This window comes from Actinoplanes sp. NPDC051537, from assembly GCF_055586105.1.
Genome location: NZ_JBVJIU010000001.1, coordinates 204617 through 224581 on the forward strand (window position 1 = coordinate 204617; position 19965 = coordinate 224581).

Sequence of the window (19965 nt, forward strand, 5' to 3'; positions counted from 1 at the left end):
CGCCGATCCTAAGGGTGCAGGCGTGCTCGCGAGAGGAACGACCGCTCGGCGCCCTCGACCATCCGCGCGGGCCCCGCCACGGCGAACGAGCCCGCCAGCGACCGGTCGTCGGAGTCGAGGCCGACGAAGACGTCCACCGGCGCCGGCTCGACCGCCACCTGGCGGGCCAGGTTGGTGTACGCCAGGTGCGAGGCGTCGACCTCGAACGTGACGCGGCAGCTCTCGCCGGCGGCCACCTCGACCCGGGCGAAGCCGGCGAGCTGCTGGGCGGGCCGGGTGACCGGTGAAGTGTTGACCCGCAGGTAGAGCTGCACCACCGTGGCCCCGGCCCGATCACCGGTGTTGGCCACGGTGGCGCTGATCTGGGCCGTGCCGTACGCGTCGATGTCGGGGCCGCAGTCCAGGTCGCCGAGCGCGAACGTGGTGTAACTCAGCCCGTGGGCGAACGGCCACAGCGGCGTGGCCTCCAGGTCGAGGTAGTGCCGGGAGACGCCGGGCGGCAAGGGGTTGCGGTAGCCCGAGCCGGCCTTCTGGTGGTGGTGGACCGGGATCTGGCCGCTGTGCCTGGGCAGGCTGTACGGCATCTTGCCGGACGGGTTCACCACGCCGAAGAGCACGTCGGCGATCGCCCGGGTGCCGAACGGTCCGGCGTACGGGGCGACGACGATGGCCGCGGCGTCCTGGATGACCTTCGGCAGCGCGTAGGCCCGGCCCTGCACGAGCACGACCACCAGCGGGGTGCCGGTGGCCGCCACCGCCTCGGCCAGCCGCACCTGCGCGGCCGGCAGGGTGATGTCCGCGGTGTCGCTGGCCTCGCCCTCGGTCCGCTCACCGGTGAACCACAGGCTGGCCCCGCCCAGCGCCAGCACGACGACGTCGGCCGCCCGCGCCGCCTCGACCGCCACGTCGAGTGAGCCCAGATCCTCGGTCAGGGTGCAGCCGCCCTCGACCCGGACCGTGCCGGCGCGGTCGCCGATCTCGGCCGCCAGCGAGGGAGTCAAGCTGTCGCCGTCCCACGCGCCGAAAAGGGCCGAGTACCAGGCGGATACGGTGTCCTCGGCCCCGTTCATGGTGCCGAGCTCGCCGCGCATCACGGCCTCGTTGGCCTCGCGCCACGACGCGTACGTGTAGGTCGGGAACTGGAACGTCGGGGCGTCGGCGTGTGGCCCGATGACGGCGACGTCGAGCCCGCCGGTGGCCAGCGGCAGGATGCCGTCGTTCAGGGCGAGCACGACCGAGCGCCGGGCCAGCTCGAGCGACAGGTCGCCGCCCTCGCGGGCCACGGCGGCCACGTCGATGCTCTCCACCGGATATGGATGCTCGAAGAGCCCGACCTCGAACTTCGCCTTCAGCACCCGGCGGACGCAGTCGTCGACGTGCCGGACGTCGACCGCCCCCCGCTCGACCTCGGCGGCGAGCACGTCGCCGTAGCCGTACGGATTGGGCATCTCGACGTCGAGCCCGGCCCCGATGGCCAGGCGCCCGGCCTCCGCTGCGTCCTTCGCGACCCGCTGCCGGTCGACGAGCTGCTCAAGGGTGGTGTAGTCGGAGGAGACGAAGCCGTCGAAGCCGAGCGTGTCGCGCAACAGGTCCTGGAGCACCTCCGGCGAGGCACCGGCGGGCACACCGTCGACGTCGGCGTACGAGTTCATCACCGACCGCAGCCCGGCCAGGCGAATCGCCGCCTCGAACGGATAGGCGAACAGGTCACGCGTGCGCCGGGCGCCGGACTCGAAGGCCGACAGGTTCAGGCCGCCGGCTGGCGCCGCGTATCCCAGGAAGTGCTTGCCGGTGGCCATCACACCTTGCGAAAGGTCATTCCCTTGCAGGCCGCGCACGTAGGCCACCCCCAGGGCCGCACAGAGGTACGGGTCCTCGCCGAAGGTCTCGTGCACGCGCCCCCACCGCGGGTCGAGGGCCACGTCGAGCACCGGCGACAGCGCGTGCATCAGGCCGGTACGGCGCATCTGCCGCCGGATCAGGCCGGCCATCTCCTCGACGAGGTCGGGGCTCCAGCCGGCGGCGAGCCCGGTGCCGGACGGGAACACCATGTGCCCGCCGTTGAGGAAGCCGCTGAGCGCCTCGGCGTGAAAGAGCACCGGAATGGCGAGCCGGCTGCGGGACAGCACCTGTCTCTGGATCGTGCCGACCATCGCGGCCAACTGCGCCGGGTCGGCGAGGATCAGCTGCGCCACGTGCCCCGGCGGATTGCGGAGCACGTCCTCGGCGCCGTCGGCGTCGGTGCCGTCGGCCTTCACCAGTGACCACGCCATCCGGGCGGTGAGCTGGTGACATTTCTCGGCGGTGGTCATCTCGGCCAGCAGCAGCTCGGCCCGGTGACCGGCCTCCAGGTGCTCGTCGCGCCAGGTGGGGCTCATGCGTAGTCCTCCACGCGCCATTCGTCGTGCCAGTCGAGGAGGGCGCGTTCCCCGTCGAACCGGAAGGGCAGCCAGACGTAGTCCGCGATCGACGTGTCGACCTCCGTGAGGTCGGACCACGGGCCGTCGTGATGGCCGCCGAACGGGGCGAACCGCTCGGCGTGCAGGGCGATCGCCGCCGCGCTGGAGGCGGTGTAGCGCGGCAGCCAGCGGTCGGCCAGCGCGATGTACAGGTCTCGCTTGTGCGGGTGCCGGAAGACCGAGCTGACCTGCGACTGGTACGAGCTGCGGCTCGGGTCGTCCGGATGCGGGTCGTTGAGGACCGTCCACGGGCCGTGATAGCTGGGGGCGACGGCGACCTCGGACGGGTTCGGGTAGTAGCCGGTCGTGCCCGAGGTGACGAGATAGTGCCGGCCGCGCCGGGCGAAATAGGCGGGCGCTTCCCGGACGTACGGCGGTTGCACCAGCGGGAAGTGGGTGGAGTAATACCCGGTCACGCCGGTGTGGTCGTCGGTCAGGTCGGCACAGATCAGCTCGCTGTGGACCCGCTCGAAGTAGTAGTAGCCCTTGCCGTCGGTCGGATCGACGACCAGGTCGAAGTCCCCGGCGTTCATGCCCAGGGGCTTCAGATCTTTCCCGACCATCCGGTACGGGCCCAGGATGTCGTCCGCCACGAGGACCGTCGAGCGTTGCCCGGCCGGGGACATCACCTTGATCCAGCACACGTACTGCCCCGAGCCGGAGTGCCGGAGGATGTGCGGCCGGTCCAACGACATGGCCGGGTGCAGCGGTGAGGCCGGGTCGTCCACCTCGGGCGGGACGATCAGGCCGCGGTCGGTCCAGTTGTAGAGGTCGGTCGACGAGTAGCAGCGAACTCCCCAGTGCCAGATGCCGCTGCCCGGCGTCGAGCGCTCCTTGTTCTCGCCGTACCAGTAGAACGTGCCGTCGACCTCGATGAGCGAACCGCCGTGGGCGTGGATCCGCCTGCCGTCGGTGTCGAGCCAGACCTGGCCGGGCGTGAACGACGTCCGCATCAGGCCTTCACCAGCCGTACACCTTGATAGGGCTTGGCCGGCAGCGGCACGACCACGAGGGTCTCGTACGTGCCGGGCCGCCGTTCGGCGGTGCACTCCCACGTGTCCAGAACATCGACGTGCCAGCGGCCCGGGGGCAGCAGAATATGCCGCTCCCCCGGCCGGCCAAGGCCGTAATAGGTGACGAGGTACTCGTCCTGGACGCCGGCCCACGGCAGGTCGTAGTCGGACGGCAGGGGCTCGAGCATCCCGGTCGGTGCGGCGGCGACGATCTCGGCCAGGAAGCCGATCCGCCGCGGGCTCATGCCGGTCAGCTGACCGCCCTTCGCCCACCAGATCCTCTCCTCGGCGTTCCAATAGGTCTCGCCGTGCCCGACGTAGCCGCCGCGCACCGCCCCATCCCAGAAGCGGCGCAGCATCTCCTCGCCGGTCAGGTTGCCCCAGTCGTACTCGATGTCACCTTCGTAGCCGGCCTCGTCGATGACCACCGGCTTGCCCCAGCGCTCGCGCCAGCCGGTGACCTCCTCGACCCGGCCGTGCTGGATGCTGGCGTGGGTGATCCACGGCCGCGAGTGGTCGAAGTGCTCGATGAAGTTGTGGATGGACACCAGGTGCCCGTGCGGGTCCTCGGCGGTGACGGTCGCACCGATCCGGTCCCAGTCCGCGATCGTCTTGCCGGGCATCGCGTCGTACTCGTTGGCCAGCGAGAACCAGACGTTGGCATACCCGGCCAGGCGGCGTACGACGTAGCGGACCACCCGCTCGTCGACGGCCGGCCCCAGATCCGAGAAACCCCACTTGTCGTACGGATGGAACAGGATGATGTCGGCCTCGATGCCGAGTTCACCCAGACGGCGCACCTGCTCGTCGAGACGGGCGAAGAACTCGGTGTCGAACCGCGTGTGGTCGGACGAACTGGGGAACGGGAACCGGGCGGGCTCCTCGTTGTTGAAGACGAAATGCTTGGGGAACAAGCACATCCGCAGCTTGGTGAAGGGCGACGCGGCCAGCGTCTCCAGCGTCTGCGCCTGAGTCTTGTCGTCCTGGTAGTTCCACGCGTAGGCGGTGGTCCCCCATGGCCGGTAGCGGGTTCCGTCCGCGTAGGTGAAGTGGAACCCGTCCACCCGGACTGGCCCATGCGCCCCGTCGGCCGCCGGGCCGACGGTCACCTCGCCGATAATCCCGTCGAGCGAAGGGGTCGTGGCGGAGGTGACGAACTGCCAGGTTCCTTCCTCCTCCGCGAGCGCGCGCAGCCGGTACGTGCCGTCGCCGTCGTAGAAGCCGCCGACCGTCCAGGATCGCTCGCCGCACCGGAACTCGGCGGTCAGCTCGACGTCGATGAACGGGTTACCGTCGGCCGGCCCGCGCAGGGCGATCTCCAGCAGTCCCCATCGAGTCGGCGAGCCCACGACGGACCAGGGCGCCGAGGAGCGCGTCGCATCCACGTCAACCGGGGACGGCGTGATCGCGGCGGCGTGCTCACGGAGGATGATCGGCGACATCAGTGGGTCGATCTCGGCCCAGAACGCCGCCCGGGCCCGCTCGTCGTCGCGCAGTCCCGGCGTGACCCGCAGGAAGAACAGCACGAGAAGCTCGCGGACGTCGGCGCGGTCGACGGTCTGCGGCAGGAATCGTTCCAGTACGGCTCGTCCGCCCGGCGCGTCGAGCACCTGCCCGACGGTGATGAAATGGCTCAGCACGGAAACTCCTCAGCGGGGGTGGACGACGACGCGGACCCGGTCCAGGTTCTCGACCATGGCGAACGACTCCGCATGGCCGGACCGGGACGAGGCCACTGTGAAAGACACGTAGTAGGTGCCGGGTTCGGCGAACCGGTGGCTGGCGGTGAAGCCCGTGGTGGCCGGGGTGAAGGCGCCGGATCCGGTGAAGTCCCAGCCGGCGGAGACGATCCTTCCGGTTCCGGGCGGTGTCGCGACTCGGGCCCGGAAGTCGACCATCTGGCCGGCTTTGACGTCGACGCGGTCGCGGCCGCGGACGGTGAGGTCGACGACGGGCTGGATGCCGCGCCGCCGGGCGGCCGTCGGCGGGACGCGCACCTGGCCGTCGGTGACCGTGTAACGCGTCGACTGCGGTGGGCGCACGCCGCGCTCGGCCCAGTCGGCAACGTCGCGCAGCGCCTGCTCCACGATCGGGTCGTACGAGACGATCCGGCTGGCCTTGGCCCCGGTGACCGGTCCTTCAAGGTGGTCGGCGTTGTCGTTGTAATACAGGCGGAAGTCGCTCGGGGACTGGACCCGGCGGGCGTACCAGTCGGCGTGCCACGGGTACGCGTCGGTGTCGACCAGGTTGTCGACCAGGATGACCTTGCCGTTGATCCGGCCGGTGTAGGCGCCGCCGCCGGTGACGCTGTTCGCGATCGCCGGGCCGACCAGGAACGGACGTTGCGGATAGCGGCCGCGCAACGAGTCGAAGACGTCGTAGCCCTCGCCGGCCGGCGGTATCTGGTGGCGGTAGTAGGAGGGCAGCGCGACGGCCCAGCGGTCACCGGTCCGGGCCAGCTCGGCCCGGACGATGTCGCCGAGCGCCGACTGCTCGGTGCCGAGGTAGCCGGGCTTGGACCAGAAATCGTCGGCGTACGTGGGATCGAGCTGCTGAATCACGGCGCCGAAGCCGAGCAGGCCGTCCGGCGCCGACAGGCCGAGCACGTAGTCGGGGTCGGCCCACGCCTTGAGCGGAACGCCCAGGCTCGTGGCCTCCTGCAGCATCGCCGCCTGCACCGGTGTGAGCCCGGCGTACGGGTCACCGGACCCGCCGGGGCGTACGGCATCGGCGATTCGGTCGGCCACGTCCCGCAGGACCATCCGGGCCTGCGCGCGCACGAAGAAGTTGATGGGGATGGAGGTGGGCACGCCGAGCACGACCGGGACGGCGCCCTCCCACACTCCGGTGGTGTTCTCGATGGCGCCGACGGTCTGGAAGGAGCCGCCGGACGGGCCGTACAGGTAGCCGTAGATCCGCCGGTGCCCGGATCGGTAGTGGGCGGCCGCCACGGTCTCGGCGAACTTCGCGGCCGCGGCGTCGTGGCGGTAACCGCCCGTGCCGCTGGTCTGGACGGTGTACGCGCCGCTGGCGGCTCCGAAGGCGACCGCCCGGTCGTTGGCGTTCTCGGTCGACGTCGGGTACGTGTACTGGAAGAAGCGGCCCTGCCATTGCCTGGCCGGCGGCAGGTAGATCGTGAACTTGACGTCCGTACCGTCGAAGTGCCCGGACACCCGGTGATGCGTGACCGGAGTGGTCAAGTCCTGCGCGCTGTCGATGACGGGGTGGGCGTACAGCGGGTCGACGCAGCCAGGCGTGACCTGGACCGGCCCGCCGGGCGTGGCGGGGGCGCAGTCGGGTGGTGCGGCGGAGGCGGCGGAAGCCGGGACGAGGATGAGGCCGGAGGCGAGAAGGAGAGAGTTCAGGACAGCTTTCATGACTGCTCCTGGGGGCGGTAGGTCACCGACCGGACGTGCGCCCCGGCGGTGGCGAGCATGCGGCCGGTGAACCCGGACGCGACTTCGGTGGAGAGGTAGCGCCCGTCGAGGCGGGCGAGCTCGCGCGAGCCGGCGGAGAGGACGATCTCGTCGGGCCCGGTCTCGCGTGACGGCGGTGGCACCGCCTCGATCCGCAGGTCCGTGTGACCGTCCGCGACGGGGAGGGTGGCGAGGACGGCGCCGAGGTCGCCGACGCGAGCCGACGCCTCGACTCGGTCGTGGTGGCGGGTCAGGCCGTACGCGTGCCGGTCGTCGATGCGCACCTCGAAGCGCCCCGGCCCGTCCAGGGTCGCCTCGGCGCACCAGCGCAGATCGCGGACCCGGGTGCACCGCAGGCCGTTGCCGTCGGCGACCCAGCGCAGGTGCGGCGCGCAGTCGCCGAACACCTCCGTGAACCCGGTGTCGACCGGCGGCACCTGGTAGCGGTCCTCGTCGAACACCGGCCAGCCGCCCACCCAGTCGATGCCGGCCAGGAACGTCTCTCGGCCCAGGACGTGGAAGCCCGGCGTCCAGCCCCGAGGCCGGGTGCCCAGATAGACGGCGGCCCAGCCGCCGCCGGGTGCGCGGACCAGGTCGGCGTGGCCGGTGTTCTGGACCGGGTGGACGGTGCTGCGGTGGCTGAGGATCGGGTTGTCCGGGCACCCTTCGAAGGGTCCGGACGGGTGCGGGCCGCGGGCGACGGTGACGGCGTGCCCGCGTTCGGTGCCGCCCTCGGCGAGCAGCAGATACCAGAGGCCGTCGATGGTGTACAGATGCGGTCCTTCGGCCGCGGCGAGTCCAGTGCCCTGCCAGATCGGGTACGCCGGGGCCAGGAACCTGCCCGACCAGATGTCGAGCGGAGCCTGGCGGATGCCGACCTCGCCCTCGTCGAAGCTCATCGCCTTCCAGCTCAGGTAGCACGTGCCGTCGTCGCCCCAAGCCAGGTCGGGGTCGATGCCGATCGCCTCGGGCACCCGCACCGGCTCGCTCCACGGCCCGGCCGGGTCGTCGGCCGTGACGATCAGCTGGCCGCCGTCGTAGTCGCTGACGTTCGTGGTGACGTAGAAAAATCGCCCGTCGTGATGCCGCAGCGTCCCGGCGTACATCCCCGAGGACGGGCGGCCGTCCCCGCGGGCGAACTGACTGCGGCGGGTCAGGATGTGGCCGATCTGCGTCCAGCGGAGCAGGTCACGGCTGTGCCAGATCGGCGCGCCGGGGAAGTACTCGAAGCTGGAGTGGGCCAGGTAGTAGTCGTCACCGACCCGGCAGACCGTCGGGTCGGGGTAGAAGCCCGGAATGATCGGCTCAGACATCGGCCACGAGCCAGCGGTGGTCGCCGTGGCCGACTGTCACGGCCTGATCCGCGCCCGGCACGTGGACCTCGGCCGACGCCCCGACCGGCACGTGCACGTCGAGCCGCAGGTGGCCGGCGGAGCGATGCCAGGAGACCGAGGCCTTCCCGTACGGGGTCAGATGAGTTGCCGCCGCGCTGGTGAGCTCCGGCGTGGGCCGGGGGTGCACGAGCAGGCGGCGGTATCCGGGCGCGGCGGGCGCGAGCCCGGCCACCGTGCGGTGCAGCCAGTCGGCCACCGCGCCCAGGGCGTAGTGGTTGAAGGAGGTCATCTCCCCCGGGTTGATGGTGCCGTCCGGGCGCATGCTGTCCCAGCGCTCCCACACCGTGGTGGCGCCCATGGTGACCGGGTAGAGCCAGGACGGGCACTCGGTCTGCAGGAGCAGGCGGTACGCGACGTCGAGGTGACCCGTGCTAGTGAGCGCGTCGCAGACCAGCGGCGTGCCGACGAAGCCGGTGGCGATCCGGTACCCGCCGTCGCGCACGAGCTCGGCCAGCCGGCGACCGGCCGCCACCCGCTGCTCCGCCTGCGGCAGCAGATCCCACTCGACAGCCAGCGCATAGACGGTCTGCGCGTCGGAGTGGATCCGGCCCTGCGGCGTCACGAAGGCCTCGGCGAAGGCGGCCCGTACCTCTTCGGTCAGCAGGCGGTATTTCTCCGCGTCGGCGGCCCGGCCGAGCAGGCGGGCCGCCTCGGCCACGATCCACGACGAGCGGGCGAAGTGGGCGGTGGCCACCACGTCGGGGTCGGCCTTGGCCTGGCCGGGGTTTTCCGGCGGAGCGGTCGGGTCGAGCCAGTCACCGAACTGGAAGCCGCCGCGCCAGAGCCGGTCCGGGCCGGCCAGGGCGGCGACCTTGTCGACCCAGGCGCTCATGCTCGTCAGTTGCCGTTCGAGCACCTGGAGGTCGCCGGTGCGCTGGTAGATCGTCCAGGGCACGACGGTGGCGGCGTCGCCCCAGGCCGCGGTGGGCGTGCGGAACTCCGGGGAGCGATCGACCTCGGGGACGACGTGCGGCACCGAGCCGTCCGGGCGCTGCTCGGTGGCCAGATCGGCCAGCCAGGAGCGGAGCAGGCCGGTGGTGTCGTACAGGAAGGTCGCGGTCGGCCCGAATATCTGGATGTCGCCGGTCCAGCCGAGGCGCTCGTCGCGCTGCGGGCAGTCGGTGGGCAGGTCGACGAAGTTGCCGCGGGTGCTCCAGACGACGTTTTCGTGCAGCTGGTTGAGTTGTTCGTGCGAGGAGTCGAACCAGCCGGTGCGGCGCAGGTCCGAGCCGATGATGACCAGCTCGATGTCCTCCGCGCGCAGGTCCGGCACTCCAGTGACCTCGGCGTAGCGGAAGCCGTGCAAGGTCAGCGAGGGTTCGAGCACCTCATCACCGCCGGCCAGCACCCAGGTGTCGGTGGCCCGGGCCGACCGCAGCGGGCGGGTGCCCAGTTCCTTGTCTTCCAGCACCTCGGCGTGGCGGACCACGACCGTCGTGCCCGCGGGCAGGCCGCGGACCCGCAGGCGGACCCATCCGACGGCGTTCTGGCCGAAGTCGACGAGCGTCCGGCCGGCCGGGGAGGTCCACACCTTGCGGGCGGGCAACACGCCGGTCGGCCGGATCGGGGGGCCGTCCGGGGCGACGAGCCGGGTCAGGTCGGCGTCGACGACTTCGACGCCTTTCGCCGTCGTGTCCTGCGGGCGGAGGTCGGCCGTCTGTCCGTCGTACAGGTCGTCGGCGAGGACCTCGCTCGGCCGGGCGTGCCAGGTGCCGTCGGTGGCCAGCACGTGGACGGCACCGTCGAAGGTGGTGATCTCCAGCTGGGCGAGGAGGGCGAGCCGGTCGCCGTAGATCGCGCGCAGGTTGGTCCAGCCGAGCCGTCCGCGGTACCAGCCGTTGCCGAGCACGAACTCCACGACGTTCTCCCCCGGCCGGATCAGGGTCGTGACGTCGTAGACGTGGTAGCGCAGCCGATGCTCGTACGACGTCCAGCCCGGCGCCAGGACGGTGTCGTCGACGCGGCGGCCGTTGACCGACGGCACGTAGACGCCGTGGGCCGTCGCGTACAGCCGGGCGCTGCGGACCGGCCCGGGCACCTCGACGCGGCCCACGACGACGGGCGCCCGTTCGCCCGGGTCGAGCGGGCTGACGAAGCGTGCCGTCCAGTCGGTCACGTCCAGCAGGGCCGCCTCGACCGTGGCCGGCTCGCTCCACGGGCTCCAGTCATCGCCGTACGCCACCCGGACCTTGACCTCGGCCCGTTCGCGCGAGCGCAGCGGCCGGGCCGGCCACGGGACCAGCACCTGCTCGGCGCTGCGTACGGTGAAGACCTCGCCCGCGACCTGCACCTCGTACGCCGTCTGGCGCCAGCCCTCCGCCGCGTGCGTCACGGTCCAGGAGAGCCGCGGGGCCGGGGTGCCGATGCCGAGCACCGGGCCGGGCTCGGTGCGGTGCTCGAAACGAGGTGCGCTGGGCTGAACCATGAGGTGACTCCTGATGCTGAAGACGGGAGAGGGTCAGAGAGCCAGGCGCAGCCGGCGTCGCTCGCGCTGCTTGCGCGGGTCGGCGACCGGGGCGGCCATCTGCAACCGGCGGGTGTAGTCGTGCCGCGGGGCGGTCGCGACCTGGTTCGCCGGACCGAGCTCGACGATCTCGCCGCGGTACAGGACGGCGATGCGGTCGCTGATCTCGTTGACGACGCCGAGGTCGTGGCTGATGAACAGGTAAGCCACCCCGGTCGCCTTCTGGATGTCGCGGAACAGGCGGAGCACGCGGGCCTGGGTGGTCACGTCGAGCGCGCTGGTCGGCTCGTCGCAGACGATCACCGCCGGGTCCAGCGCGAGGGCGCGGGCGATCGCCACCCGCTGGCGCTGCCCGCCGGAGAACTCCCGCGGGTACCGGTTCGCGGCGTCGGCGGGCAGGCCGACCGCGTCCAGCAGCTGTTTCACGCGGGCGCGGCCGCCCTCGACGCCGGCCGTGGCCAGCGGCTCGACGAGGATGTCGCCGACCGTCATGGACGGGTTGAGCGAGGAGTACGGGTCCTGGAAGACGACCTGCACGTCGCGGGCGAGCTCGCGGCGACGGGCCCGCGGGACGTTGCTGATGGTCTCGCCGCGGAACTCGACGGTGCCCTCGCTGACCGGGGCCAGGCCGAGGATGGCCCGTCCGATGGTGGTCTTGCCCGAGCCGGACTCGCCGACCAGGCTCAGGGTCTCGCCGGCGGCGAGGTCGAAGGAGACGCCGTGGATGACGGTGGTCGAGGTCCGCCGGCGACCGGCGAAGCGGACGACCAGGTCGCGGACGCGCAGCAGCGGTTGATCGGTCATGTCAGATCTCCATCAGCTCGACGCTGCGTGAGGACGAGAGCAGTTCCCGGGTGTACGCCTGCTGCGGGGACTCGAAGATGGCGTCGACGTCGGCGCGCTCGACGACGTTTCCTTCCTTCATCACGCTCACCGTGTCGCACAGATCCGCGACGACGCCGAGGTTGTGGGTCACCAGGATCATCGCCAGACCGCGCTCCTGGCTCAGTTCCCGCAGCAGTTCGAGGACCTCGGCCTGGACGGTGACATCGAGAGCGGTGGTGGGCTCGTCGGCCACGATGACGTCCGGGTCGGCGGCGACCGCGCCGCAGATCAGCACCCGCTGGGCCATGCCACCCGAGATCTCGTGCGGGTACAGGCCCATCACCCGCTCGGGATCGGTGATGCCGACCCGGATCAACAGCTCGGTGATCCGCTTCCGGGCCTGTTTCGCGTCCAGAGTGGTCACCGCCCGGAGCCCGTACGCCAGCTGTTTTCCGATGGTGAAGGAGGGGTCGAGGTTGGACATGGGCTCCTGCGGGACGTACGCGATGCGCCGGCCGCGGGCTGCCCGCATCCTTGCGTCGTCGGCCAGCAGGTCCTCTCCGTCGAGCAGGACGCTGCCGCCGAGCACCAGTGCCTCGCGCGGAAGGATGCCCAGGGTGGCGAAGGCGATCTGGGACTTGCCCGAGCCGGACTCCCCCACCAGGCCGTGGATCTCGCCGCGCCGCACGTCCAGGTCGGCGCCGTGCACGACCTCGCGGATCTCGCCGCCGGCCATCGGATAGGCGACCCGCAGGCCCCGAACCGACAGCACGACATCGTCCGAGCTTCCGGCCAGGATGGAATCGTCCTCTGGCTCCGCCCGCCGCGCCGCCGTCACCGCAGCGCGGCGGGCCCGTGGCGCGAGTGTCTTGCTGCGGGCCGAGGATTGCAGGACGTCGCTGAGCGCGTTGCCGAGCAGCACCAGGGCCAGGATGGTGAGGCTGATCAGCAGCGCCGGCCAGACCACGGCCCACCGGTTGTTGTAGATGCCGTTGAACGAGTTCTGCAGCACGATGCCCCACGACGCCCCGGCCGGGTCTCCGAGGCCGAGGAAGGACACGCCGGCCTCGATGCCGATGCCCGCGGCCAGCACGAACGAGCTCTGGATGATGACCGGCGCCCGGACCGCCCAGAGCACGTGCCGGCCGACGATCCGCAGGTCGGACAGGCCGGCCACGCGGGCCGCGTCGACGTAGAGCTCGTTGCGCACGCCCAGCACGACGTTGCGGACCAGACGGTAATAGGTGGGCGCGATCAGCAGGCCGAAGACCGCCATCGCGGCCGGGATGTCCGGGCCGGTCAGGGCGTACAGGGCGATCAGCAGAACGATGCCGGGCAGCGACATGACCACGTCGGAGACGAAGCCGGCCGCGGCCTCGAACCGCCCGCGGTGGAAGCCGGCCACCAGGCCGCTGGTGACACCGACGGCCAGCGAGACCACCAGGATGATGGCGCAGGCGAGCACGGTCTGCCGCGAGCCCCACATGAGCCGGGACAGGATGTCGCGGCCGGCGCTGTCCCCGCCGAGCAGATGCCCGGCGCTGAACGGTGCCGCGTTGGTGGCGTCCAGGTCGGTTTCAGTCGGCGAGTACGGCGCCAGCCACGGGCTGGTCACCGCGACCAGCACGACCAGGGCGAGGAAGGCCAGGCACACGGCGCCCTGCGGGTTGCGCAGGAGTTGCCGGAGCACGCGGCGCCGGGCCACGTCGGTTGCGGGGCTGACGGTCATCGGATCCTCGCCTTCGGGTTCAGCACGGTGGTGGCCAGATCGCCGAGGAAGTTCACGACCAGGACGATCACGATCGTCACGAGCACGGTGCCCATCACCATCGGCACGTCGTTCACCTGGGCCGACTGGTTGGCCAGCTGGCCCATGCCGGGCAGGGCGAACACCTGCTCGATGAACACCGCCCCGCCCAGCAGTCCGAGCGTGGTCAGGCTGAGCACCGTCAGTCCCGGGCCGGCCGAGTTGCGCAGCACATGGCGGAAGATCACGTGCCGTTCGCCGATTCCGCGGGCCCGCAACGTCCGGATGTAGTCGCGGCCCAGGGTGTCGAGTACCGCGGTGCGGAACTGCGCGGCGGCGCTGGCCACCGCCCCGACCAGCAGCGCCAGCACCGGCAGGGTCACCGACTTCGCCCAGCCCGAGACGCTGATCTCGGGCGTGACGTAGCCGGTGGCCGGCAGCACCCGCCAGGCGATGGCGAACGTGAAGACCAGGACGATGGCGACGATGAACGACGGGATCGCGGTGCCCAGCACGGTCAGGAACTGCAGGAGACGGTCGACCCAGCCGCCCTTGACGGCGGCCGTGACGCCGAGCAGGACGCTGAGCAGGACCGTCAGGAGAAGGGTGATGATCACGATGGCGAGGGTGACCGGCACCCTCGACGAGAGCGCGTCGGTCACCGACTGACCGGTGTAGAACGACTCGCCGAGGTTGCCGGTGACCGCGTCGCGCAGCCAGTGCCAGTACTGCACCAGCAGCGGCTGGTCGAGACCGAGGGCGACGACCTCACGCTGGACGTCCTCCGGCCGGGCGTTCAGGCCCAGCACCGCCCGGGCGATGCCCTCCCCGTTACCGAACATCAGGGTGAACGTGGCGAACGTGACCACCAGCAGCACGGCCAGCGAGCGCGCGAGGTTCTTCAGCAGCGTGAGCGTCATCGCGAGTCTCCCGGCTACTTGAAGTCGCGCAGCTTCGGGGTGAGCGCCTCGACGTCCGAGACGTGGTCGATCTTCACGTCCGGGCTGTGCGCGTAGAACCCGTCGGGGTTGACCATCGGCGCGAACCAGGCCTGCTCGACGACGTACTTGTTGATGTCCTGCTGCGCCGTCTTGCGGGTGGCCTCGTCGCCGGTGAGGATCTTCTTCCAGAGGCCGTCGATCGTGGCGTCGGGCTGGTGCTCGAGGTTCCAGTAACCGGTCGAGCGCACCACGACGTCGATGTCGAGCAGCGACTGGCCGAAGTTGCCGAGCTGCCACAGGACCACCGGGTAGGTGCCGCTGAGCAGGTCACCGATCGCGTTCGCACCGGAGAGCGGCACCTGCTTGACCTTGATGCCGAGCAGGCCGAGCTGCTGCGTCACGTACGGCATGAGGGTCTCGTGGTTCTGCCCGGTCATGGTCGGCAGTTCCAGGTTGAAGCCGTTCGCGTAGCCGGCCTCGGTCATCAGGGCCTTGGCCTTCGCGACGTCGAAGGGGTACGGGTCGGCCATGCCGTCGATGTACGCGTCGCTGCCGGGCCGGAAGATCTGGTACGACGGTTTGCCGTGGCCCTGGTAGAGGTTCTTCACCATGGCGTCGCGATCGAAGACCATGTTGATGGCCTGGCGCACCTTGAGGTTGCCCAGGGCCGGGATCTTCTTGCCGAGGTGGTCGGTGAGCAGCAGGCGGGTCGTGGTGCCCTGCATCGCCAGCACGTCCAGTCCGGAGGCCTTGACCTCGTTGTAGCTGGCCGCCGTGATGAGCGAGCCGTCGACCTGCTTGGTCTTCAGGGCGCTGACGGCCGCGGTCTCACTCTCGATGACCTTCAAGACCAGTTTCTTGTACGGGTACGCGGCCGTGTTCCAGTGGCTGTCATTCTTGGTAAACGTGTAGACCGAGCCGCGAGTGGTGGCGGCTTCGTCCAGGACGTACGGACCGGAGCCGATCGGCTTGTCGTTGACCTTGCCGGAGTCGAGCAGCGCCTTGGTCGTGACCTTCGGGTTGCAGACCCGCTGGATGATCATCGGCTGCGGCTCGGGCCAGGTGAGGGTGATGTTCTGCGCGTCCGGAGCGTCGGTCTTGAGGCCCTTGTAGTCGCCCTGGGACCCGCCGTGCGAGGTGAGGTACTGGAACGACGCCGCGACGGCGGCCGAGTCGACCGGCGTGCCGTCGGAGAACTTCTGGCCCTCGCGGATGTGCGCGGTGAACGACTTGTTGTCCGTGCTGACCGTCCACTTGTCGGCGATGTCGGCCTCCGGCTTCCCGAAGGCGTCGCACTTGATCACGGTGTCCCAGACGGCCTCGGGTCCCCAGCCCTGGTAGCCCGGCTGGTTCGACGGGTCCCAGCCCTGAATGTCGGCCGACATGGCCAGCGTGAGGGTGTCCTTGGTGGTGCCGCCGGATGCACCGGCGCTGGGGGCTGCCTCTCCGGTGCACCCAGCCAGCAGCACGGCGAGCGCCACCGCCAAGACGAGAGCTGACTTATTGCGTCGCATGAGGAACTCCTTCGAGGGTGCCGCCGACCGGGGGACACTCAGGCTTCGACGGGAGGAATTGTGTGCAACGTTCTACGCGGCACTGTAGGGACGCGCATCACAGCCCGTCAATAGCCGCACGGCAACCTGGCCGTAACTATTTTGAAACGAGCCAACTTTCACGGCGAGATCTCGTAGAACGTTGCACAAGGCCCCGAATTGTCGGTACTCTCCGCGACGTGGCAGACCCCGCGGGAACCGAGCGCACCACCATCCAGGACGTCGCGGCGGCGGCCGGCGTTTCGGTCTCCGCGGTCTCGAAGGTGCTGCGCGGGGCGTACGGAGTCAGCCCGCAGATGCGGGGGCGGGTGACCGCGGCGATCGGCCAGCTCGGCTACCGGCCGCACACCGGCGCCCGGGCCATGCGCGGCCGCACCTACACCGTCGGCGTGGTCCTCGTCGAGCTCACCTCGCCGTTCCAGACCGAGGTGGCCAAGGGCATCAGCGACGCGCTCGAAGACACGCCGTACCAAGACATCCTCGTCACCGCCGGCGCCACCCCCGCGCGCCAGAAGAGCCGTATCGAGGCCCTGCTCGACCGCCATGTCGACGGGCTGGTGCTGATCGCGCCCTGGATCGAGGTCCCGTGGATCGAAAAGATCGCACAAGCCGTCCCGGTGGTGGCGGTCGCCCTGCACGGCACTCCCCGCAACTTCGACACCGTCGTCGACGACGAACGGCTGGGCGCCCAGCTGATGGTCGACCATCTCGTCGCGGCCGGGCACCGGCAGATCGCGCACACCAGCATGCCGCGGGCCGCGTTCGAGGACACGTTCGTGCTGTCGCACACGGCCCGGCGCCAGGGGTACGAACAGGCGATGCGCGGCCACGGCCTGCGACCGGACGTCATCGAGACCTGGCTGTCGGAGGAGGGCGGCCATCAGGCGGCCCGGCAGGCCTTCGATCGGGCCCGCCCACCGACCGCGATCTTCGCCGGGGCCGACATCGCCGCGTTCGGCGTGCTGCGGGCCGCCGAGGAACGCGGGTTGCGGCTCGGTGTTGTCCCATCCCGCGTGCACCCGGCTGCCTCCGGCGTCCCGGGCGGCGATGTGAACGAAGCCTTGGCCACTCCCCGTAGCTGCTCTCGACCACGGTCCGGCGAACCGTGGAAGGGTCGGACCAGTCGTAGCGGGCGACGACCCAGAACGGGACCGGGGAGTGCTTTCCCGCGCGACGGCCCCGGCGCAGGTCGTCTGCCCCGCGGCCGTGCAGGCGCCCGATCCGCGCGGTCCGTCCGGTGAGCAGGAGGAACAGGTCGGTGATGGGCCGCTTCGGCCACCTCGGGGGCGGGGACGTGGATTTCGCGGCCCAGGGGAATGGCCATGCCGAAGGGGTGGCCGATGGCGTCGATGAGTGACCGTCGGCGCCGACCAGCACGTCGACCTCGACGGTCTCGCCGTCGGCCGTGTGCAGCCGCACACCGGACTCATCCTGCTCGAAGCTGTCCACGGCCCGGTTGACCCGCAGAACGCCGGCGGGCAGCGCGGCCAGCAGCCGCTGGTACAGGTTGGGACGCAGCAGGCCGAGCGCCTTGATCGGCGGTGGCCACAGGTTGAGGATGTTGCCGGCCGGGCGGGCCGGCCGGCCCGGCGCCGATGACCGCCACGCGGCCGCGTCTGGTGCTCCCGCTGAGCAGGTGATCGACGACGCCATCGCCGTGGTGGCTGGCATCGTCGCCCGGCACGCCGCTCTGCTGCGCTCCATCGTCCTGATCTCCGGAGCGCATCCCGAGGTCTACCGCCGCGGCGTGCAGTACAGCCAGGCCGTCGGCGATCAGTTCACCGCACGGCTGCTCGCCGCCGGCGGCGGCGCCAGCGAACCGGATCCGGCCGGCGTCGTCCGCGCCGCTTTCAACGCCGTGTTCTCCACCCTCGTGCTGCGCACCGCGAACGGCCCGGCCTTCGCCACCCCACCGGACACCGACGACGACATCCTGCGAACGCTGGCCGCGATGGTCAGCCGTTACCTTCTCGACCGCCGTCCGCAGTAGGGTTCGGCCGGCCGGGCAAGGCGCCCAGCAGGCGGACGGCGTTGGCGCCGCGGATGGCGGTGACGGTGCCGTCGTCGAAACCGGCCGCGAGCAGCCGGTCGACCGGGTCGTCGACACCCATGTCGAAGGGGTAGTCGCTGCCCAGGGTGACCTGGCCCGGGCCCATGACGGCGACCAGATGGCGCAGCTGCTGCGGGGTGTAGACGAGCGAGTCGACGTAGGTGCGGCGCAGCAGTTCGCTCGGCGGCAGCTCGGTGGTGTGCGCGTCGGCGCGTACCGACCAGGCGTGGTCGGCGCGCACGACGTAGCCGGCGAGGTAGCCGCCGCCGTGGGCTGACCAGATCTTGAGCCGGGGGTGGCGTTCGAGCAGTCCGCTGAAGAGGATCCGGGACAGCGCGAGCGCCGTCTCGGTGGGGTTGCCGACGCTGTTGAACAGGTAGTAGGCGTTCAACCGTTCGCCGAGGGTGCAGCCCCACGGGTGGAGAAGCACCGCCGCCTCGAGCTCCTCGGCGGTGGCCCAGAACTCGGCCAGGCGCGTGTCGTCGAGCTCCATCTCCGGGCCGGCCGAGGTGGAGATCTGCACACCGCGCATGCCGAGCTGGGTGACGGCGTGGCGCAGCTGCCTGACGGCCAGGTGCGGATGTTGCAGCGAGACCGTGCCGACGGGCAGCAGCCGGTCCGGCCGCCGCCGGCAGTAGTCGGCGACCGCCTGGTTGCTGGTGTCGACGATTCGCTCGGCGAGCGCGGGCGCGGCCCAGGCGTGCGGGAGCGGTACGACCGTGACGGCCTGGACGTCCACTCGGGCCCGGTCCATCGCGGCCAGGCGCAGGTCGAGGTCGAGCAGCCGGGGGCCGATCTCGGCGATCTGCCGCTGGTTCTCCGTCAGCGATGCCGGGCCCAGCGTGGCGGCGTCGATCTGCCGCTGGCGGGCGAGGCCGGGTTCGCCGGCGATCAGGGCGTCGACGGCCGGAACGGCGACGTGAGCGTGCACGTCGATCGCCGGATTGGCGGTGCTCATGCGATGGTCGAGCAGTACGCGAGGATCCGCGCCACGCTGAAGATCATGTCTTGGTCTCCGGGATCGGAACAACGGCGCCGTCGTGGGACGTCAGTATCGGCAGCCGGCAAGGCGGTGGGGAAATGCGTGATACGTATGCCTTGCCATCCACGCGAGTTATGGCCGCGGTCAAGGTGGACCGGCGGGCATCAGGCCGGGCGGCTCTCGTGGCTCGAAACGGCGATGATCTGCTCGCGCAGCCAGCGATGCCCGGGATCGTTGTCGCGCCGCGAGTGCCAGAACGCCGACTGTTGCAGCGGCGGCAGTGGCACGGCCGGTTCGAGGATCTTGATGTCGGCCGCGGCCGCCACGCGGCGGGCGAGCCGTTCGGGAATGACGGCGACGAGTTCGGTGCCCGCCAGCAGGAACGGCATCGTCATGAACCCGCCGGCCGTCGCGACGACGTGCCGGGCGCACCCCACCTCGTCCAGCTCCTCCTCGACGATCGAGCGCCCGCCCTCGATGCTGTACATGAGGTACGGGCAGGAGCTGAGCAGCGCGGCGTCCAGACGCCCGCCGGCGGTCGGATGGCCGGTCCAGACCGCGCCGACGAACCGATCCTGGATGACCGGGAGCCGCGAGCAGTCCGGCAACTCGTCGTCGGGCACGAGGCGGTCGGGCAGGATCGCGATGTCGATCTCGTCCCGCTGCAGCGCGGTCAGATAGCGCGAGCCGACCGGGGCGGCATCCAGCCGTAGCCCCGCCGCCAGTCCGGCCAGCCGGCCGAGCAACGGCCGCAGCAGCATCGCGCCGACGTAGTCGCTGGCCATGATGCTGAAGCGGCGGGTGTCCACGGCCGGGTCGAAGATCGGCGACTGAACGATCTTCTGCTGGATCGTGGCGAGCACCCCGCGGACCGGCTCGATGAGCGATTCGGCGCGCGGCGTCAGCTCCAGGTGACGGCCGTTCTTGTAGAGCAGCTCATCGCCGAGGATCCGCCGCAACCGGGCCAGCGACGAGCTGGTGGCGGGCTGCGACATGTGCAGGCTTTCCGCCGCTCGCGTCACATTCTTCTCCCGCAGCAGGGCATCCAGCACCACCAGCAGATTCAAGTCGACCTGGCCGAGCTTCATCGCTCTCCTCACTCGCCCCGGAGCCGCACCGCC

Annotated in this window: 15 protein-coding genes; 3 read left to right on the top strand and 12 right to left on the bottom strand. The window is 70.9% G+C overall.

Annotated features, from left to right (window positions below; all coding sequences use genetic code 11):
- Positions 1 to 8: 8 nt before the first annotated feature.
- From ACZ6TB_RS00925 to ACZ6TB_RS00970, 10 genes are read right to left on the bottom strand one after another with little or no spacing between them, the layout of a single operon-like run.
- Positions 9 to 2378, bottom strand: a complete 2370-nt coding sequence (locus tag ACZ6TB_RS00925) for a glycoside hydrolase family 3 N-terminal domain-containing protein (RefSeq protein ID WP_465549142.1) — start codon at positions 2376 to 2378, stop codon at positions 9 to 11.
- Positions 2375 to 3412, bottom strand: a complete 1038-nt coding sequence (locus tag ACZ6TB_RS00930) for a family 43 glycosylhydrolase (RefSeq protein ID WP_465549144.1) — start codon at positions 3410 to 3412, stop codon at positions 2375 to 2377. Before ACZ6TB_RS00930 ends, ACZ6TB_RS00925 begins: the two co-directional genes overlap by 4 nt.
- The gene (locus tag ACZ6TB_RS00935; RefSeq protein ID WP_465549146.1) at positions 3412 to 5112 is read right to left on the bottom strand and encodes a DUF5605 domain-containing protein; all 1701 of its coding nucleotides are present in this window, start codon (positions 5110 to 5112) and stop codon (positions 3412 to 3414) included. The genes ACZ6TB_RS00930 and ACZ6TB_RS00935 overlap by 1 nt, the downstream gene beginning before the upstream one ends.
- Positions 5113 to 5121: 9 nt before the next feature.
- Positions 5122 to 6849 (bottom strand): PKD domain-containing protein, encoded by a 1728-nt coding sequence (locus tag ACZ6TB_RS00940; RefSeq protein ID WP_465549148.1) that lies wholly within the window; start codon positions 6847 to 6849, stop codon positions 5122 to 5124.
- Positions 6846 to 8201: a glycoside hydrolase family 43 protein gene (locus ACZ6TB_RS00945; protein ID WP_465549150.1), complete on the bottom strand. Its 1356-nt coding sequence runs from the start codon at positions 8199 to 8201 to the stop codon at positions 6846 to 6848. Before ACZ6TB_RS00945 ends, ACZ6TB_RS00940 begins: the two co-directional genes overlap by 4 nt.
- Entirely contained in the window at positions 8194 to 10707 is a 2514-nt protein-coding gene (locus ACZ6TB_RS00950; protein ID WP_465549152.1) for a family 78 glycoside hydrolase catalytic domain, read from the bottom strand. The genes ACZ6TB_RS00945 and ACZ6TB_RS00950 overlap by 8 nt, the downstream gene beginning before the upstream one ends.
- 33 nt (positions 10708 to 10740) lie before the next feature.
- The gene (locus tag ACZ6TB_RS00955) at positions 10741 to 11550 is read right to left on the bottom strand and encodes an ABC transporter ATP-binding protein (protein ID WP_465549154.1); all 810 of its coding nucleotides are present in this window, start codon (positions 11548 to 11550) and stop codon (positions 10741 to 10743) included.
- Position 11551: 1 nt separating this feature from the next.
- Positions 11552 to 13300 carry a dipeptide/oligopeptide/nickel ABC transporter permease/ATP-binding protein gene (locus ACZ6TB_RS00960; protein ID WP_465549155.1) on the bottom strand — a complete coding sequence of 583 codons (1749 nt, stop codon included), beginning with the start codon at positions 13298 to 13300 and terminating at the stop codon, positions 11552 to 11554.
- Positions 13297 to 14238, bottom strand: coding sequence for an ABC transporter permease (locus ACZ6TB_RS00965; RefSeq protein ID WP_465549157.1), 942 nt, complete (start codon positions 14236 to 14238; stop codon positions 13297 to 13299). Before ACZ6TB_RS00965 ends, ACZ6TB_RS00960 begins: the two co-directional genes overlap by 4 nt.
- 14 nt (positions 14239 to 14252) lie before the next feature.
- The gene (locus tag ACZ6TB_RS00970) at positions 14253 to 15773 is read right to left on the bottom strand and encodes an ABC transporter substrate-binding protein (RefSeq protein ID WP_465549159.1); all 1521 of its coding nucleotides are present in this window, start codon (positions 15771 to 15773) and stop codon (positions 14253 to 14255) included.
- 218 nt (positions 15774 to 15991) lie between these two features.
- Here ACZ6TB_RS00970 and ACZ6TB_RS00975 point away from each other — a divergent pair, with 218 nt between their 5' ends.
- The 3 genes from ACZ6TB_RS00975 (at position 15992) to ACZ6TB_RS00985 (ending at position 17802) form a co-directional block, all read left to right on the top strand.
- Positions 15992 to 17053 (top strand): LacI family DNA-binding transcriptional regulator, encoded by a 1062-nt coding sequence (locus tag ACZ6TB_RS00975; protein ID WP_465549161.1) that lies wholly within the window; start codon positions 15992 to 15994, stop codon positions 17051 to 17053.
- Positions 17054 to 17165: 112 nt separating this feature from the next.
- Entirely contained in the window at positions 17166 to 17411 is a 246-nt protein-coding gene (locus tag ACZ6TB_RS00980) for a hypothetical protein (protein WP_465549163.1), read from the top strand.
- A 37-nt stretch (positions 17412 to 17448) separates the two neighbouring features.
- Complete coding sequence (locus ACZ6TB_RS00985; RefSeq protein ID WP_465549165.1) at positions 17449 to 17802, top strand: hypothetical protein; 354 nt, start codon at positions 17449 to 17451, stop codon at positions 17800 to 17802.
- Here ACZ6TB_RS00985 and ACZ6TB_RS00990 read toward each other — a convergent pair.
- Both ACZ6TB_RS00990 and ACZ6TB_RS00995 read right to left on the bottom strand, forming a co-directional pair.
- Positions 17768 to 18820 (bottom strand): amidohydrolase family protein, encoded by a 1053-nt coding sequence (locus ACZ6TB_RS00990; RefSeq protein WP_465549167.1) that lies wholly within the window; start codon positions 18818 to 18820, stop codon positions 17768 to 17770. The genes ACZ6TB_RS00985 and ACZ6TB_RS00990 overlap by 35 nt on opposite strands.
- Positions 18821 to 19008: 188 nt before the next feature.
- A complete protein-coding gene (locus ACZ6TB_RS00995; protein ID WP_465549168.1) occupies positions 19009 to 19932 on the bottom strand; it encodes a LysR family transcriptional regulator in 924 nt (307 codons plus the stop codon).
- Positions 19933 to 19965: the final 33 nt, after the last annotated feature.

What these genes read in the sequence shown, in the direction of transcription:
- ACZ6TB_RS00925 (WP_465549142.1), bottom strand. Translation starts at nt 2,378, where the DNA reads ATGAGCCCCACCTGGCGCGACGAGCACCTGGAGGCCGGTCACCGGGCC.
- ACZ6TB_RS00930 (WP_465549144.1), bottom strand. Translation starts at nt 3,412, where the DNA reads ATGCGGACGTCGTTCACGCCCGGCCAGGTCTGGCTCGACACCGACGGC.
- ACZ6TB_RS00940 (WP_465549148.1), bottom strand. Translation starts at nt 6,849, where the DNA reads ATGAAAGCTGTCCTGAACTCTCTCCTTCTCGCCTCCGGCCTCATCCTC.
- ACZ6TB_RS00945 (WP_465549150.1), bottom strand. Translation starts at nt 8,201, where the DNA reads ATGTCTGAGCCGATCATTCCGGGCTTCTACCCCGACCCGACGGTCTGC.
- ACZ6TB_RS00950 (WP_465549152.1), bottom strand. Translation starts at nt 10,707, where the DNA reads ATGGTTCAGCCCAGCGCACCTCGTTTCGAGCACCGCACCGAGCCCGGC.
- ACZ6TB_RS00955 (WP_465549154.1), bottom strand. Translation starts at nt 11,550, where the DNA reads ATGACCGATCAACCGCTGCTGCGCGTCCGCGACCTGGTCGTCCGCTTC.
- ACZ6TB_RS00960 (WP_465549155.1), bottom strand. Translation starts at nt 13,300, where the DNA reads ATGACCGTCAGCCCCGCAACCGACGTGGCCCGGCGCCGCGTGCTCCGG.
- ACZ6TB_RS00965 (WP_465549157.1), bottom strand. Translation starts at nt 14,238, where the DNA reads ATGACGCTCACGCTGCTGAAGAACCTCGCGCGCTCGCTGGCCGTGCTG.
- ACZ6TB_RS00970 (WP_465549159.1), bottom strand. Translation starts at nt 15,773, where the DNA reads ATGCGACGCAATAAGTCAGCTCTCGTCTTGGCGGTGGCGCTCGCCGTG.
- ACZ6TB_RS00990 (WP_465549167.1), bottom strand. Translation starts at nt 18,820, where the DNA reads ATGAGCACCGCCAATCCGGCGATCGACGTGCACGCTCACGTCGCCGTT.
- ACZ6TB_RS00995 (WP_465549168.1), bottom strand. Translation starts at nt 19,932, where the DNA reads ATGAAGCTCGGCCAGGTCGACTTGAATCTGCTGGTGGTGCTGGATGCC.